Source organism: Xanthomonas hortorum (assembly GCF_011305375.1).
Taxonomy (GTDB): domain Bacteria; phylum Pseudomonadota; class Gammaproteobacteria; order Xanthomonadales; family Xanthomonadaceae; genus Xanthomonas; species Xanthomonas hortorum_E.
The window spans coordinates 91,996-108,734 of record NZ_VCME01000015.1 but is presented as its reverse complement, the minus strand read 5'-3'; the positions used below and the strand labels follow the sequence as shown (position 1 = coordinate 108,734).

The 16,739-nt window shown below is 63.3% G+C and carries 15 protein-coding genes; 8 read left to right on the top strand and 7 right to left on the bottom strand.

What is annotated here, in order from left to right:
* The first annotated feature begins 9 nt into the window (after window positions 1-9).
* Both FFY45_RS14300 and FFY45_RS14295 read left to right on the top strand, forming a co-directional pair.
* Window positions 10-519, top strand: coding sequence for a hypothetical protein (locus FFY45_RS14300; protein ID WP_217902582.1), 510 nt, complete (start codon window positions 10-12; stop codon window positions 517-519).
* 201 nt (window positions 520-720) lie between these two features.
* Window positions 721-2,532 (top strand): EAL domain-containing protein, encoded by a 1,812-nt coding sequence (locus tag FFY45_RS14295; protein WP_176340966.1) that lies wholly within the window; start codon window positions 721-723, stop codon window positions 2,530-2,532.
* A gap of 9 nt (window positions 2,533-2,541) precedes the next feature.
* On the opposite strand, the gene FFY45_RS14290 is transcribed toward FFY45_RS14295, so the two are convergent.
* From FFY45_RS14290 to FFY45_RS14270, 5 genes are all read right to left on the bottom strand, one after another.
* Window positions 2,542-3,132, bottom strand: a complete 591-nt coding sequence (locus tag FFY45_RS14290) for a DUF1349 domain-containing protein (protein ID WP_176340930.1) — start codon at window positions 3,130-3,132, stop codon at window positions 2,542-2,544.
* A 47-nt stretch (window positions 3,133-3,179) separates the two neighbouring features.
* Window positions 3,180-4,100, bottom strand: coding sequence for a M14 family metallopeptidase (locus FFY45_RS14285; RefSeq protein ID WP_176340929.1), 921 nt, complete (start codon window positions 4,098-4,100; stop codon window positions 3,180-3,182).
* Window positions 4,101-4,275: 175 nt separating this feature from the next.
* A complete protein-coding gene (locus tag FFY45_RS14280) occupies window positions 4,276-4,785 on the bottom strand; it encodes a ferritin-like domain-containing protein (RefSeq protein WP_006451335.1) in 510 nt (169 codons plus the stop codon).
* A gap of 482 nt (window positions 4,786-5,267) precedes the next feature.
* Complete coding sequence (locus tag FFY45_RS14275) at window positions 5,268-5,525, bottom strand: KGG domain-containing protein (protein ID WP_023904015.1); 258 nt, start codon at window positions 5,523-5,525, stop codon at window positions 5,268-5,270.
* Window positions 5,526-5,675: 150 nt separating this feature from the next.
* Window positions 5,676-6,851: an NAD(P)/FAD-dependent oxidoreductase gene (locus FFY45_RS14270; RefSeq protein WP_176340928.1), complete on the bottom strand. Its 1,176-nt coding sequence runs from the start codon at window positions 6,849-6,851 to the stop codon at window positions 5,676-5,678.
* A 240-nt stretch (window positions 6,852-7,091) separates the two neighbouring features.
* Here FFY45_RS14270 and FFY45_RS14265 point away from each other — a divergent pair, with 240 nt between their 5' ends.
* From FFY45_RS14265 to FFY45_RS14240, 6 genes are read left to right on the top strand one after another with little or no spacing between them, the layout of a single operon-like run.
* Window positions 7,092-8,276: a glycosyltransferase family protein gene (locus FFY45_RS14265; RefSeq protein WP_176340927.1), complete on the top strand. Its 1,185-nt coding sequence runs from the start codon at window positions 7,092-7,094 to the stop codon at window positions 8,274-8,276.
* 56 nt (window positions 8,277-8,332) lie between these two features.
* Complete coding sequence (rfbF, locus tag FFY45_RS14260; RefSeq protein ID WP_176340926.1) at window positions 8,333-9,106, top strand: glucose-1-phosphate cytidylyltransferase; 774 nt, start codon at window positions 8,333-8,335, stop codon at window positions 9,104-9,106.
* 4 nt (window positions 9,107-9,110) lie between these two features.
* Complete coding sequence (locus FFY45_RS14255) at window positions 9,111-10,160, top strand: NAD-dependent epimerase/dehydratase family protein (RefSeq protein ID WP_176340925.1); 1,050 nt, start codon at window positions 9,111-9,113, stop codon at window positions 10,158-10,160.
* Window positions 10,157-10,738 (top strand): dTDP-4-dehydrorhamnose 3,5-epimerase, encoded by a 582-nt coding sequence (gene rfbC / locus FFY45_RS14250; protein WP_176340924.1) that lies wholly within the window; start codon window positions 10,157-10,159, stop codon window positions 10,736-10,738. Before FFY45_RS14255 ends, rfbC begins: the two co-directional genes overlap by 4 nt.
* Window positions 10,735-12,036, top strand: coding sequence for an NAD(P)H-dependent oxidoreductase (locus tag FFY45_RS14245; protein ID WP_176340923.1), 1,302 nt, complete (start codon window positions 10,735-10,737; stop codon window positions 12,034-12,036). Before rfbC ends, FFY45_RS14245 begins: the two co-directional genes overlap by 4 nt.
* Window positions 12,037-12,080: 44 nt before the next feature.
* Window positions 12,081-13,124 carry an acyltransferase family protein gene (locus FFY45_RS14240; protein ID WP_176340922.1) on the top strand — a complete coding sequence of 348 codons (1,044 nt, stop codon included), beginning with the start codon at window positions 12,081-12,083 and terminating at the stop codon, window positions 13,122-13,124.
* Window positions 13,125-13,185: 61 nt separating this feature from the next.
* On the opposite strand, the gene cobA is transcribed toward FFY45_RS14240, so the two are convergent.
* Entirely contained in the window at window positions 13,186-13,932 is a 747-nt protein-coding gene (cobA, locus tag FFY45_RS14235) for a uroporphyrinogen-III C-methyltransferase (RefSeq protein WP_176340965.1), read from the bottom strand.
* A gap of 69 nt (window positions 13,933-14,001) precedes the next feature.
* On the bottom strand, window positions 14,002-16,737 hold the full coding sequence (locus FFY45_RS14230; protein ID WP_500692577.1) for a nitrate reductase: 2,736 nt from the start codon (window positions 16,735-16,737) through the stop codon (window positions 14,002-14,004).
* Window positions 16,738-16,739 lie beyond the last annotated feature (2 nt).

The window sequence follows — 16,739 nt, the reverse complement described above, 5'->3', positions numbered from 1 at the left end:
CGTGTGCCCATGCACGCGCCTTCAAAGACGAGAGTTGACCAATGGTTGAGTCGGTTTAAAACAGGACGTACTGCTTCAGACCTGGGTAGTTCAAGCGTGAAGGAGATTAATACCAATCCCGATAAAGAACATGCTGCGATTAATAGGCGAAGCGGCACGGCTGAAACTGTGCGGAATATCACTAACCATAAACTCATCCGCTACACAAACAAAATCTGTCGACTGGTTTGCTCGGGCTCGCTAGAGGTAGTGACGTGCCTCATCCGCATTGGCGCACGCTCCATGCACCACCCGCTTCACCGTGAAAATGCGAATTTATCCACGATCTATGCGGAATATGATTGGATGAGCCTGGTAGTTAAAAGCAGACAGATGCGCGCGCACGGCCTTGCTAGCGAACCGAACAACAGGCATAGAATTTTATTAAAGGATGCTGCGATGCAAAAATTCGTATATGCAGCCGGCAACCAAGAGACTTGTATTGCAATCGTTTGGAGAATCACTACAATCGTTTTCTAGATTAATACCAATGAACATTGCCCTCAGAACTCAGCCGAACGAGTATCTCCAGCGAGCGAAACTTATTGAAACAACGCTTGCAGATCCTGCTGATGTGATACCGTTTTTTCGTGCATTACATCGGGCATGGGATGTGGATCAGATCCCAGATGTTCGTCACCTGCCGATGACTCCGGTTTGTTTCTAGTAGCCATGCAGTGTGTGATCTTCAACACGGACTCTGATGACATGACGCTTGCTCTGGACAACAAAACGCAGGAACGGCATGCCGACTGGTCAGGAGTGCCGATCGACCTGGGCGGGATGGAGCCGCTCGATCAAATCGCACGCCTGGTCTGCCATGCATTGGTAGCGCCCGCTGCTGCGCTGACCATTACCGAAGGCGGCCGCTTGCGTGTACTGGCGGCGCGCGGCATCAGCATCGGCCATGTCGAACAGGCCATCGCGTCGTGCTGCCAGGTCAATGCCGCCGCCAACGGCGTTTCGGAGTTGATCGGCCACTCCGCGCTGGCACCGATTCAGCTCGGCGATGCAGCCTTCCCAGGATTGCCTGCGCGCTTCATCGCCTGTGTGCCGGTCGGCACGCCGCAAACCGGTGTCTCCGGCACGCTGTGCGTGATCGATACGCGTGAGCGCCATCTGGCCAGCCAGGAGCATCAGCAACTGCTGATGTTCGCCAACGTGGCGGCGGCGCAACTTGAATTGCAATTCGGCGCCGGCCGTCGCGAGCCGCATAGCGGCCTTCTCAATGCGCGTCAGCTGCAATCGGATCTGGATGCCCTCGCCTTCGGCAGCCACTGCGTGCCGACCATCGCCTCGTTCATCGAGGTCTACGACACCCAGGCCGCCAACGAAGCGCGCCAGGCGCTGGGCATGCAACCGTTGGAAGAGCTGATACGGCACGCCAGCTACGTGCTGACCCGCGCACTGCGTGGCAAGGCCACCGTGTATCACGTGGCACCGATGCGGTTTGCGTTCTTTTTGTTGAACTCTGCGCCCGACGAGATGGAAGACCTGTTGCTCGATCTGCGGGACATGCTGCATCAGCCGATGGATGCGGCCGGCGTGCCGATGTCGTTGACCTTTCACGCCGGTGTTGTGCGCTTTGCACCGCAGCAACCCGACACCAACGATGTCATGCGCAAGGGGCTGGTGGCGTTGGGCGATGCGATCAACAACCACGCCATCGTGTGCTGGTACAGCGCCCTGCACGACGATGCGATTCAACGCTCTTACCGCCTGGCATTGGACGCAGAACGTGCATTGGACGCCGGCGATTTCCGGCTGGTGTTTCAGCCGCGCATCGACCTTGCCGACCTGTCGGTGACCGGTTTCGAAGCACTGCTGCGCTGGCACCACGCCAGTCTTGGCCCGATCGGCCCGGACGAATTCATTCCGCTGTTCGAAAAGACCGCCTTGATGTGCACCGTCACCAACTGGGTGATCGAAACTGCGCTGGTGCAGCTGGCCAAGTGGCGGGCGCAGGGGCTGGATTTCTCGATCTCGATCAATCTGTCCTCACGCGATTTCGGCAACCTCAATCTGGCTGCGGATGTCATCAATCGCTGCAGGGAACTGGCGATCCCCACCTCGCGGATCGAATTGGAAATCACCGAAGGCCGCTGGTTGCGCAGCAATGTGGAAGCAGTCCCTCGGCTACGCGCACTGCGCGATGCCGGCGTCAGCGTGGCCATCGACGATTTCGGCACCGGCTACAGCAACTTCGGTTACCTCACCGAGTTGCCGGTCAACGTGCTCAAGCTCGATCGCTCGCTGGTCACCGGCATTGCCACCAAGGCCGGCATGCAGATGCGCGCCGAGGCGGTGGTGCGGCTGGCCAATGCGCTGGGCTACCGCACCGTGGCCGAAGGCATCGAACATGCCGACGAAATCGCGCTGTTGCGTAGCTGGGGATGCGACGAAGCGCAGGGCTATCTGCTTTCCCGCCCGATGGAAGCGCACCTGGTGGCCGCTTACGTTGCGCAGGCGCTGGCCGCGCAGCGACTGCCGTGAGCGCAGCGTTCAACTCAGATCGTGCAGCGCCTTGCCCAATGGTGGACCCAGCGTCCAGTCGGAGAAGCGCACCTTCAACCCCGCGCGCTCCGGCGTGCAGCACATCGGCCCGACCCGATAGGCGTCGGCCACCGGGAACGGGCAGAGCCTGATCAACGGCCAGCTGCGTCCATCGGCAGAGATCTGCAGCCGCAACACACCCTCGGCAACGGTGGCGCGGATCCAGAAATCCTTTGGATCGGCTTCGTAGGGACCGGTCGCCCAGTCCGACACCGGATTGGTCAGCACGCTGCTGAGCATTGCGCGCCCGTCGCTGAGTTCGATGCCCGCCTTGACCCAGCGCTGCTTGTCCACGCGCACCATGATGCCGGCTTGGTCGTAGAGCGATGCGTATTGGGCGCGCACGCGCAGCTGCGCGGTGAAACCCGCTGCAGCCGTGACACCCAGAAAATGCCCGCTATCGCGGGTAAATCCGTAATGGGTCTGGCGCCAGAAGTCGGTGGCCTGGTCGGTCACCACCTCCAAGGTGTCGCCATCGATCTCCACTGTCTTCGGCCGGTTGAGCCAGATGCCACCGTGCCAGGCCGTGTCATGCGGCATGCTGATCTCCGAATTCGTTGTGACCTGCTTTTCCCGGCTCCGCGTCTTCACGCATGCGCCAGCGCGTAATCCAGTGACGCACAGATCGCCGCCACCTGCGCCGCATTGCATTGCGCAGGCGTTGCACGCGGGCTGTCCGGATACACCTCGGTGGTGGTGCGATAGCGCGCCTGCGTCACGCCGGCGCACAAGCCCAGACGCCGCACCGGATAGTTGATGACACCATGGCCCACCACAGGTGCGCCGATGAGTTGGCCCTGCGCGTCGGCAGGCGCAATGTGGGTGATCTGCGCCACCGCCGCAATCACGGCCTGCTGAAATTCCGGCTGCGGATCTTCGCTGTCGCCGACCAGATAGAAACCATCCGGAATAGTGCCCGACACGTACGCAACACCGTCGCGCGCGGCCAACGCCGGGCGGAATTCGGTTTCGTCGCTGTCGGTGGTTTCGTGCAGATCGATATGCACGTGCATCTGCCCAGGCAGTGCGGCGAGTAGCTGCATCAACGCGGCCGATTCTGCTGCAGGACTGGCCTGGCGAAAGGAACGATTCGGATCGATTGCATCGGCATTCCAGCGTTGGATGCGCTCATACCCCCACGGATTGATGCAGGGTGCCACCAGCAGGTTGATCCGGCCCGCGTAGTGGCCGGCGCGTTGCTGCAGGAACTGCAGTGCGCCCTGCACGCCACTGGTTTCGTAACCATGCACACCGCCGGTGACCAGTGCACACGGCAGCGCAGGGTCCCAGTCGGCAGTGCGCAGTGCGATCAACCGATAGTGTTCGGTTGCCGCGCCGATCGTTGCGTAGTGCACGCGTTCAAAGCGCGCATCCATGCGCTCGATGGGCTGCACGACATCGTCGGCATAACTGCGCTGGCGCAGCTGGCGTGCACGCCATGCACTGCGCTCTGCCTCACCCCAGGGGTGCCCTGCACTGCCGATCGGATAAGCCGTGTGCTCTGTCATCACTGCAACCGTTTGTCGAAAGACCGACAAGGGTAAGCGTTGCGAACAAGCCGGTCCATGGCAGTGCCGGATCGCGCATGCTGCCGCGCCCAGGCCTGTGTCGGAACAAGAAAGGCCCTGCATCGCAGGGCCTTTTGTGTTTACCGGTCCACGGCGCGGCGGCTCGCGTTGCGGCTCACTTCTTCGCAATGACGCCCGGGGTTGCATCCCGCACCAGGAATTCTTCGGTCAGCTGCGGCAGATAGTCCAGCAACCAGTCGGCCATTGCATGTTCCTGCTCCAGTATCTGCTCGCACACGCGCTGGGTTTGCACATCGCCTACCGTCCTGGCTGCACCGAGCAACGCGGTATAGGTGGCGATCTCCAGATTCTCGAACACATAGCCGGCCATCGCACCCTTGACGATTTCGTCGGAGGTGGTCATGCCGCCCATGGCCTGGCCGAACGCGGCCATCTTGCCCATGGTGTCCTTGATCACCGACGGCGAACCGCCAAGGCGCTCGATACAGGAATCGACTAGGCGCTGCTGGCCCAGCGTCTCTTCCAGGTGCTGCTCGAGACGTGCCTTGAGCTGGGGATAATGCTCGATGCGCGCCGCCTGGGCCTTGAGCATCTGTTCGGCCTGCTGCTCCATTGCATGCGCATCGCGCAACCAGTCCATCAAATTTTCTTGGGGTTCGGCCATGCGACATCTCCGGTTATGTGCGAGGACTCCAGCGTGGCGCGCACCGCATGAAAGACACGGCTGCACCAGGTGAGCGCGCAGTGGGACGTCTACATGTAATTGACATCACGACCCAGCGAATTGGCCGGCACGAGTGAATCAGGGTCTGGCCAGCTCTGCAAATCCTGCAGACACTGTCAGCGGTGCGACAGGGAGGGTGAAGAATTTCCCTGCAATCGATGGCAGCGCCGCACAAGGTGTGCAAAATTTTCCTCACCCCTGCCGATGCGTTGCGCACCAACAGGTTCAAGACCACACCTTTGCAATCCAATCGCTATCAGGCGACCTCAAGCGATGGGGTGCTGCAATCGTTTGTGCCTGCAGACCTCGAATGACATCGCGAAGTGCCTTCCCAAAACGTAACAGGCCCTGCATCCAGCTGACGCAGAGCCTGTCGTGCTGCAATCCGCACCGGCACGCCATCGGCGCGCCGAACGGCGGCTTTAGACTGCTTCTTCCTGCGGCTTGGCCTGCTTGGAACGGCCACCTTTGCTGCCGATACGCGACATATGATCGCGGTCGCGGCTGACTGCCTGGCCACCCTTGCGACCCGCTTCACGTGCTTCGTCGCTGGTGAATTCGTGCGCATTGCCGCTGGCGTGGGCAGCTTTTCCACCGCTGCTGGCCAACACGCGGCGCTTTTCAGGATCCAATGCGGCAAAGCCGCGCCGGCTACGAGTAACGTTCTGTCCGTCTTCCACTGTGCCTCCTCTCGATGCTTCGTTGGTACGCCATTGGGTAATGGGGTCAACGCAACAATCGTGCCAACCCGCAAATGCAGGCCACACGGTGCACGTACATGGGGTGTCGGAAAAAACGGCTGCGCTCGCTGTGCAAATCTTGCACTCCTGTCAGCAGGACGTGCCTGCCGCTTGCGGCGATGCGTGGGTAGCGCTACCAGTGCTGGCCTGCAATGGGCGATCTTCCAGCAACGCGGCCACGTGCGCGGCGATGCTCAGGCAGCAGGTCAACCCCGGCGATTCGATGCCGAACAGATTCACCAGCCCGCCGATGCCGTGCAGGCCTGGCCCATCAATGCGGAAATCGGCGGCCGCCTCGCCGGGCCCGCTGATCTTCGGTCGTACGCCGCAATAACCAGGCTGCAATGCGCCCTCCGGCAAGCCAGGCCAGTAACGCCGTATCGCCGCAACAAAGCTGTCTGCCCGCGTTGGCTCGCAGTGGTAATCGGGCGCACTTACCCACTCCACATCAGGGCCGAAGCGTGCACGCCCGTGCAGGTCCAGGGTGAGATGCACGCCCAGGCCGCCAGGTTCGGGCAGCGGATAGATCAATTGACCAAACGGTGAGCGGCCGGCCAACGTGAAGTAGCTGCCCTTGGCGAAGTAGGCCCGCACCTGTGCACGCGCGGGCAAACCATCGGTGCGGGCAGCCAGGGGTGGCGCGCCATGGCCGGCCGCATTCACCAGCCAGTTGCAGGTGAGCGACACCGGCGCATGGCCGTCACCTGCAATCGAAAGACGAAATCCCGCTGCACCTGGCTCGACGTATTCCACCGTCGTGCGCAGCGCCACGGTGGCGCCGTGCGCTTCGGCATCGCCCTGCAATGCCAGCATCAATGCATGGCTGTCGATGATGCCGGTGGCGGTGGACTCCAGAGCGGCAACGCAACGCAGCTGCGGCGCGCGCTCCCGCACTTGCGCCTGACTGAGCGGCACAACACCGTGCGCACCACTGGCCACCGCGTTGTGATGCAGCCGGTCGAGTTGTTCGCGTTGCGCGTGATCGCACGCAATGATCAATTTGCCGCAACGCCGATACGGCACATGACGTTGCTCGCAATAGGCATACAACACGGTATTGCCGCTGACGCACAACTGCGCCTTCAACGACCCGGCCGGGTAGTAGAGACCTGCGTGGATCACCTCACTATTGCGCGCACTGCTGCCAGTGCCGATCGCGGCCTGCGATTCCAGTACCAACACCGCACGCCCCTGCAGCGCGAGGTGACGCGCAATCGCCAGCCCAATCACGCCTGCGCCCACCACCACACATTCAACGTCGTGCATGTTCGGCCTCAAACCATCGGCAACTCAGCGGGCTTACACCATAGCGCACAGGATTGTCGCGACCGGTATCACTCTTTTCTCACTATCTGCTCTTATATTTAGGTCGGGTTATGTTGAACCGCACAGTGATGCAAGGCGACGAACGTTTTCCTGGCCTTGGTCTGGGGCGTGCGTTGTTTCACCCACCCGAGTAAAAGCAGTCGCGGCCGGTTGGCAGGTGCGATCACCGAAGGAGTATCGATGGACGCAACGCGCTCGGTCCTGCTGGCCTCCAATTACCAGGCCTGGCCAGAGGCCTTCAATGGGCAGGCCTATGCCTTGCTCAATGTCATCGGCAGCCTGGAACATGCAGACCTGCTGTGCCCGCCCGCAGCGGAGTACACCAGCGGGCGCGGAGTCAATCCGGGTGTGTCGTATCTGCTCAACGAACTGAAGCATCGCGGCGCCTCTGCGCTGCATCGGTTGAGTGGGCGGCCTGCCCTCTCCAATGCACAGCCACGCAAAGTCGAGCAGGACTACGACCTGTTTTTCTACGTGTGCCAGTTCCCCAGAGAGCTGAGCGCGCTCGGACGCATGGACGGCTGGCGCAAGCGCTGCCGCACGCGTGTGGTGTACCTGCTGGAAACCTGGCCTGAGCTGCTGGAATCGCAAAAGACCGAATTGAAACTGCTCGATCAGTTCGATCATGTCTTCGTGCTCAATGCCAGCTGCGTGGATGCGCTGCGTGGCTACACCAGCACACCGGTGTCGTTTCTGGCCAGCGCGTGCGACACCTTGTTGGCAACCCCACTGCCGCGTGCGCCACAGCGCTGCATCGATGTGGTCAGCATTGGCCGGCGCGTGCCGCAGGTGCATGCACAATTGCTGGCGCATGCACAGGCCAACCCAGGATTTTTCTATCTGCACGACGTGCTACGCGGCGGTGCGGTGCAGGACTGGGCTGCGCACCGCCTGCAATCGAGCGCCATGATCAAGCGCGCCAAGTTCTTCATGGCCCACGACTTTACTGTCGACACGGCAGGCTTCTTCAAGGGTGTGAAAAAACAGGCCTTGGCCACGCGCTATTTCGAAGGTGCCGCAGGCGGCGCGATCGTGCTGGGCTCTGCGCAGGGCTGCCCGGAATTCCGGCAGTTCTTCGATTGGGACGATGCGGTTATCGAGCTGCCATCAGACGTCCGCGATATCGGCCAGTTTCTGCACGATCTGGAACAGCAGAGCGACCGGCTGGAGCGCGCGCGCCTGCATAACACCGTGCAATCGCTACGCCGGCACGACTGGGCGCACCGGTGGGCGCAGATTCTGCAGACGCTGCAGCTGCCTCGCCCGGCATTGATGGCCGAGCGTTTTTCCATGCTCGACAACCTGGCGGCCATGGCCGAACACACTGCCTGCCCGCCGGCACCCGTGCTGAGCATGACCGCATAACGTTGCATCGCAGTGCGTCGGCATCACGCAAGGTTCCAGCCCCAAAGGACGTATCAATGAAAGCAGTCATTCTGGCTGGCGGACTGGGAACGCGCATTTCCGAAGAAACCGCCGTCCGCCCCAAGCCCATGGTGGAAATCGGCGGCAAACCGATCCTGTGGCACATCATGAAAATCTACGCGCACCACGGCATCCAGGATTTCGTCGTGTGTCTGGGGTACCGCGGCGAAGTGATCAAGGATTTTTTCATGAACTATCACATGCGCGAATCGGATGTGACCTGCGACCTCGGCAGCAATACGACCACCTTGCATAACACCCGCGCCGAACCCTGGCGGGTGACGCTGGTGGACACCGGTGCGCAGACCATGACCGGCGGCCGGCTGCGCCGCGTGCGCGAACATCTGCGTGGCGAATCGGCGTTCTGCATGACCTACGGCGATGGTGTGGCAGATGTGGATATCGGCGCAGCCATCGCACTGCATCAGCGCGAAGGCCGGCTTGCCACGGTCACTGCCGTGCAACCGCCCGGCCGCTTCGGCGCGTTGCGGGTGGAAGGCGAACACGTCACCGGCTTCCGCGAAAAACCGCTGGATGGCGACGGTTTGATCAACGGTGGTTTTTTTGTGCTGGACCCACGCGTGATCGACGTGATCGAAGACGACACTACCGTGTGGGAGAACAGCCCGCTGGAAACGCTGGTCGACCGCGACGAGTTGAGCGTCTATCGCCACGACGGGTTCTGGCAGCCGATGGACACACTGCGCGACCGCAATCATCTCGAAACCCTCTGGTCGTCCAATCGCGCGCCGTGGCGCGTGTGGGAGTAACAGCATGCGCATTCTGATCACCGGCAACATGGGCTATATCGGGCCAGTAGTGGCCGCCCATTTGCGACAACGCTATCCGCAGGCCTGGTTGGTGGGGCTGGATCGCGGCTGGTTCGCGCATTGCCTGTCCGACCCGCGGCGCCTGCCGGAAGTGGTGCTGGACCAGCAATGGTTCGGCGATGTGCGCGACCTCACCGCGCAGCAACTGCAGGGTTTCGACGCGGTGGTGCACCTGGCGGCGATCTCCAACGATGCGATGGGCAAGCGCTTCGAGCTGGTCACCGACGCGATCAACTGCAAGGCGAGCGTTGCCGTGGCACATGCCGCCGCACAGGCCGGCGTGCGCCACTTCGTGTTCGCCTCCAGCTGCAGCGTGTATGGGGCAGCCGCCGATGGCACGCCGCGCTCGGAAACCAGCGCCATCGCCCCGCTGACCGCGTATGCGCATTCCAAGATCGATACCGAACGTGCGCTTGCGCAGCTGGACACCGACATGGTGATCACCTGCCTGCGTTTTGCCACTGCCTGCGGCGCCTCGCCACGCCTGCGGCTGGATCTGGTGCTCAACGATTTCGTCGCCAGCGCCGTCGCCAACGGCACCGTGGAGGTCCTGTCGGATGGCTCGCCGTGGCGACCGTTGATCCATGTGCGCGATATGGCGCGCGCCATCGACTGGGCATTGAGCCGTACAACGCTGGCCGGTGGGCAGTTTCTGTTCGTCAATGCCGGCTCGGCACGCTGGAATGTACAGGTACGCGATTTGGCGCATGCGGTCGGTGTGGCGATTCCCAGCGCAACGGTGTCGATCTCCAGCAACGCGCCGGCCGACAGCCGCTCGTATCGTGTGGATTTTTCCCTGTTCGAACGTCTGGCTCCCGAGCATCAACCGCAGGAAACCCTGCGCTCCACCATCACCGAACTCCGCGACGATCTGCAGCGCGCTGGCTTCACCGATGGCGACTTCCGCCAGAGCTCGAACTTCATCCGGCTGCGCATCCTGCAGCAGTTGGTCGATGCCGGCACCCTCGCAGCGGACCTGAGGGTGGCTGCATGATCTTTCACCCTACCCCGTTGGCAGGCGCGTTTGTAATCGAGCCGCAGCAACGTGGCGATGCGCGCGGTTGGTTTGCAAGGGTGTTTTGCACCCAGGAAATGGCCCAGGCCGGCCTGGTCGATCAGTTCGTGCAGGTCAACAATTCGTTCAACGCGCAGGCCGGCACCTTGCGCGGCATGCACTACCAATTGCCGCCTGCCGCCGAGGTCAAGATCGTGCGCTGCATTCGCGGTGGGCTATGGGATGCGATCGTGGATCTGCGCCCGGATTCGCGCACCTACCTGCAGTGGTACGGCACCGAATTGACTGCAGACAATCGCCTGGCGCTGTACGTGCCGCGCGGCTTTGCGCATGGCTTCATCACCTTGCAGCCGCAGACCGAAGCCTTCTACTTCGCCAGTGCGATGTACACGCCGCAGGCCGAGCGCGGCTTGCGCTGGAACGATCCACGTCTGGGCCTGCAGTGGCCGCTCGAGCCGCAGCTGGTGTCCGACAAGGATGCCGCCTGGCCAGACTTCAACGAACACCAGCACGGCATTGCGCAGCTTGCCGGGCATACCCAGAAGGAGCGCGCATGAATATCGATCGTCTCTTGCAGGCACGCGCCGATGCAGGTCGCCCATTGCGGGTTGGCCTGTACGGTGCGGGCTTCATGGCACGCGGCATCGTCAACCAGATCGCGCACTCGGTGCCGGGCATGCGGGTGTCGGTGATCTGCAACCGCAGCGTGGACAAGGCGCTGGAGGCGTACCGCCAGGCCGGCCAGCATGCACGTGTGGTGGATGGCGCCACCGAATTGAAGCGCCAGATGGCTGCCGGCATTCCTGCCGTGACCGATGACCCTGCATTGGTCTACGAATGCGACGCACTGGATTGCCTGATCGATGCCACCGGCGCCATCGAGTACGGCGCGCACATCAGCCTGGGCGCCATCGCCCATGGCCGCCACATGGTCACGATGAATGCCGAGCTCGACGGCACCGTCGGCCCGCTGCTCAAGCGCAAGGCCGATGCGGCCGGGGTGATCTTCAGCGCCTGCGATGGCGACCAGCCCGGCGTGCAGATGAACCTGTATCGGTTCGTGCGCTCGATCGGTTTGACGCCGCTGCTGTGCGGCAACATCAAAGGCTTGCAGGACCCGTATCGCACACCGGCTACACAAGCCGGCTTCGCCGCGAAGTGGGGCCAGGACCCGCATATGGTCACCAGTTTTGCCGATGGCACCAAGATCAGCTTTGAACAGGCGATCGTGGCCAACGGCACCGGTATGTCGATCCTGCAGCGCGGCATGACCGGCTATGAGCATCGCGGGCATGTGGACGCATTGACCAAGCGTTACGACATCGAGGCGTTACGTGCAGTGGGCGGCGTGGTGGATTACGTGGTGGGCGCCCTGCCCTCGCCCGGCGTGTTCGTGCTGGCCAGTCACGAGGATGCCAAACAGCAGCATTACCTCAATCTCTACAAGCTCGGCGAAGGCCCGCTGTACAGCTTCTACACGCCGTATCACCTGTGCCATTTCGAAGTGCCGTTGTCGGTGGCGCGCGTGGTGCTGCTCGGCGATGCGGTGCTGCAACCATTGGGTGCGCCGCTGGTGGAAGTGATCGCCACCGCCAAACGCGATCTGGCCACTGGCGAAACCATCGACGGGCTCGGCGGCTACATGAGCTACGGCCAGTGCGAGCGCGCCGATAGCACCGCAAACGCACGGCTGCTGCCGATGGGCGTGGCCGAAGGCTGTGTGCTGCGGCATGCGGTGGCCAAGGACCAGGTGCTGACTTACGACGACGTGCAGCTGCCGGCCAACCGCCTGATCGACCGGCTACGTGCGGAACAGGCCAGCGTCTTTGCCGACGCTGCGGAAATGGCCGCCTGAGCGCAGGGACATCGGCCTGCGTCCGCGTGCCGATGCCGCAGCCGATGGCAGCGCTGCCTGCCCGTCCCACCATCCGCGTCCTGCAGGCCGGGCGTGCGCTGGCCGCGATGATGGTGGTACTCAGCCACAGCGTGCTGCCCACCACGCACCTGGTGCAGCCGTTACCCGCATGGCTGGCTGCGGCATTGGCGCACGGCTATCTGGGCGTGGATTTTTTCTTCGTGCTGTCGGGCTTCATCATCTACTACGTCAACCACGCCAGCGCGGGCACGCCAGGCTGGAGCCGCGACTATGCCGGCAGCCGCATCAGCCGCATCTATCTGCCGTACTGGCCGGTGGGTGTTGCGTTGGCGCTGACCTACACGCTGCGGCCCAGCCTGGATGATGGCGACATGGGTTGGTCGTGGTTTGCCACGCTGACCCTGCTGCCGGTCGATGGAGCCTCCGCCCTGGGCGTGGCGTGGACGCTGAGTTACGAGCTGATGTTCTACGCGCTGGCGTGGTTGTTCTTTCGCAGCGGGCATCCGTTGCGGTGCGCAGTGCTCTGGGCAAGCGTGACGCTGCTTTACGCGGCAGTTGGCGCACCGTTTGCACAGCCGGTCGATCTGTCCTGGCGTGCACTGCTGCTGCATCCCATCACCCTGGAATTCGTCTTCGGCATGCTGGCCGCACGCGCGGTGCTGAGCACTGCACCATGGACTGTCTGGGTCAGCAGTGCTGTCGCGGTCGTCGCGTTGCTGTGCTTCGTGATCGATGGCATGCAACGCATGCATTCGCCGCTGCTCGGCCTGGCGATCGCCGGCGTATTGGTCGGCCTGGTGCGGGCCGAATGGCGCGGCTGGCTACGCATCGGCCCGACCCTGCTGTTGCTCGGCAATGCATCGTACGCCATCTACCTGGTGCATATGCCGCTGATGTCGCTGGTGGCGCGCACCACACGCCGACTCGGGCCGCTGGCCACCTGGCCGGTGAACCTGCTGCTCAGCGTGAGCGCCGCACTGCTGCTCGGCGTGGTCTATCACCTGTGTTATGAGCGCATCGCCTTGCGGCATGCGCGTCGCCTGTTGGCACGTCGCGTTGTGCAGTGAGCATCTTTTTCGCGATGAAGCGGCGCGCACCACGCTGCAAACCCCCGCTTTGAAATCGCGCTCAACCCACCGCCTGCTCCAACATCACACCGAAACGATCATCGCACTGCACTGCCGCCTCGGATAACGCAGCGCCGACCAGCAGCAAGGTCGGCAAACCCGGTAGCAGTGCCGCAGCGGTGCTTCCAAGCTCGCCCAATGTAGTGAGCCGGCGTTGCTGCTCGGGCCGCGTAGCGGCCTGCACGATGGCCGCCGGCGTGCTTGCGGGCAGATGCGCCAGCAACGCACTGGCCAATGCATCGGCGCGCCGCAGCCCCATGTAGATCCCCAGCGTCGTGCCGCTGGCAGCAAGCGCGCCCCAATTCGGCTCGCCGTGATCGTGCGTATGCGCGGTGACGAAAGTGATGCCGTGGCAATGGCTGCGGTGGGTCAACGACACTTCCAGCGCGGAGGCGGCGGCGAATGCGGCACTGACGCCGTTGATGATCTGCACACCCACCCCGGCGCGGCGCAGGAAGCTGATTTCCTCCCCTGCGCGCCCGAACAGGAGTGCATCGCCCCCTTTGACGCGCACCACGCGCAAGCCTTGCAAGGCGTAGCGCCGCATCAACCGGCAGATGAAGTCCTGTGGCGTCGATCTGCAACCACCGCGCTTGCCGACCCGGATCACCCGCGCCTGCGGTGCGAGTTCGACGATCTGCGGGTTGGCCAGATCGTCCAGCAATACCACTTGCGCGGCAGCAAGCGCCTTGACCGCCTTGATCGTGAGCAGTTCCAGATCGCCGGGGCCGGCAGACAACAACACCACATCGCGCGTGCAGGAATGACTGACGGACATGAGAAAGATCTCGCAGTGTGTGGAGGTAAGGACGTGCGCTCAGGCGAGCCGTGGTTGCCGGCACAGCCGGGTGAGTTGCGGAACACAGGAGCCGCAGACGCTGCCGCAGCCCAGGCGTTGTTTGAGCTGATCCAGATCGGCGCCGTCGTCGATGGCGGCATGAATCGCAGACGTCGACACCTGCATGCAGGTGCACACGATCGGGTCGCTCGGCGTGCGTTGCGTCTGCGCGAACACCGCCAGCCGCGGACCACGCCACGCCTGGCCTGCCAATGCGGTAGCAAGCAAGGCGTGATTGGCTTCACTGGGCTGCGCAGCAGTGAGCAGCAAGCCATCGATATGGCTGTGACCGTCCTGCATGCGCCAGCCGACGCGGCGCATCAGGCCGCGGCGCAGATCGCGGTATTCCAGGACGTCCACGCCGGACGGCAGTTGCAAGGCGGCCACCAGGCGATCGATCCATTGCGCCTCCGGTGCGTGTTCGCAGGCGGCATGCAACACCGCCCAGTGCCCGCCCGCCTCCGCCAGCGGCTCGGCATGCAGCCGCAGCGATGCATAGCCGCAGTCGCGCAACAGCGGCTGCAGCGTCTGTTGCAAGGCCAACGCATTACCGCGCCGGGCCGCGAGTAGATGCCAGCCGAACACGGCCTTCTCCACCCGCACTGCGGCGTGCTTGAGCTCGGGCTGCTGCGAGCGCGCATCCACCGCCGGGCTGCACACTTCATTGATGCCGCCACTGGACAGGCTCTGCCCGCTCCAATGCATTGCGGCGAACACGGTACCCGAGCGCAGTTCGTCGGAAAGTTCCAGCGGCAACACCAGCGCGCCGCGCTTGCTCGCAATCTGCACCAGTTCGCCGGCGACCAGACCGCGTCGCGTTGCATCGTCCGGATGCATGCGCAACGCCGGTTCCGGACTATGCGCAAACGCCGCAGGCACGCGTCCGCTGCGCGACATGCCATGCCACTGGTCGCGCAGGCGGCCGGTCAGCAGCCGCATCGGAAAGCGTGCCGAGGTTGGCTCGGCCACCTTGCGATACGGCGTGGCGTGGAAGCGCGCACGCCCATTACTGGTGGCAAACACGCCATCGGTATAGCGCCGCACCTGCCCGTGCGCGGCACCGGCAGGAAACGGCCATTGCTGCGGCCCGCAATCCAGCATCGCGTAATCCAGCCCGCCGATATCCAGATCGCGGCCCACCGTCAGCGCACGATGCTCGTCGAAGATCTGCGCAGTGGTATCGAACGCGAACAAGCCTGCGCCATCGGCAGGTGCCAGACGTGCTTCGAGACGGCGTGCCACCTCGCGCGCGATCCACCAATCCGCACGCGCCTGGCCAGGTGCTTCCACCGCCTTGCGCACGCGCGTGATGCGGCGCTCGGAGTTGGTCACGGTGCCGTCCTTCTCGCCCCAACTGGCTGCAGGCAACAGCACATCGGCATAGGGCACGGTGTCGGTGCCGGAAAACGCGTCCTGCACGATCACCAGCTCGGCCTGTTCCAGTGCGGCGCGGATGCCCTCCACCTCCGGCATCGAATGCACGGGGTTGGTGCAGACAATCCATACCGCTTTCAGCGTGCCGGCACGCAGGCGCTCGAACAACTGCACCGCGGGCGTGCCTGCAGTGGCGCTCAGACGGCCGGCAGGCAAGTTCCACAGGCGTTCCAGTTCCGCACGGTCGTCGGCATTGCCGATCTCGCGATGCGCCGCCAGCATCGTCGCCATGCCGCCGACCTCGCGCCCACCCATTGCATTGGGTTGGCCGGTCAGCGAAAACGGTCCGGCGCCAGGCTTGCCGATCTGCCCTGTCGCCAGATGCAGATTGATCAGGGCCAGATTCTTGTCGGTGCCATGCGCGGATTGATTCAAGCCCATGCAATACAGCGACAACGCCGCCGGGCTGCGCCCGAACCACTCGGCCGCCTGCACCAGGTCCTCATGCGAGATACCGCAGATCTCGGCGCTCATGCGCGGGGTGTATTCGCGCAGCATGTGCTTGAGGGCGTCGAAATCCTCGGTATGCGCCGCAACGAAACGCGCATCCACCAGACCCTCCCAGATCAGGTGATGCAGCATGCCGTTGAACAGTGCGACGTCGGTTCCGGGCTCGATCGCCAGGTGCAGGTCGGCCATGGCCGCGGTGTCGGTGCGACGCGGATCGATCACGATCCAGCGAATCTCGGGGTTGCGTGCGCGCGCAGCTTCCAGCCGGCGAAACAGCACCGGATGCGCATACGCCATGTTGCTGCCGGCAAACAGCACGGTCTGCGCCAGTTCCAGATCTTCGTAACAGGTCGGCGGACCATCAGCGCCCAGGGCAAGCTTGTAGCCGGTGACCGCGCTGGACATGCACAGGCGCGAGTTGGTGTCGATATTGTTGGTGCCGAGCAGGCCCTTGGCGAGCTTGTTGAAGACGTAATAGTCCTCGGTCAGCAATTGCCCGGAGAGATAAAACGCCACCGCATCCGGGCCATGCTCCTCGATGATCGCTGCCAGTTTGCTGCTCACATGCTGCAGGGCTTGATCCCAGCTCACCGCCGCCCGCGGTGCCTGCCGATGACGACGCAGCTCGGGTTCAAGCACGCGCCCCTGCGTACTGGCGACGGTCTGCGGCAAGGCCAGGCCCTTGCTGCACAAGCGCCCATGATTGGCTGGATGCAGCGGGTCGCCTTCGATCCCGACGATGCGCTCACCATTGGTGTCGTGCTCGCTGTGGATCAGTACCCCGCAGCCAACGCCGCAGTAGCAGCAGGTCGAACGTGTGATGCGATGCATCG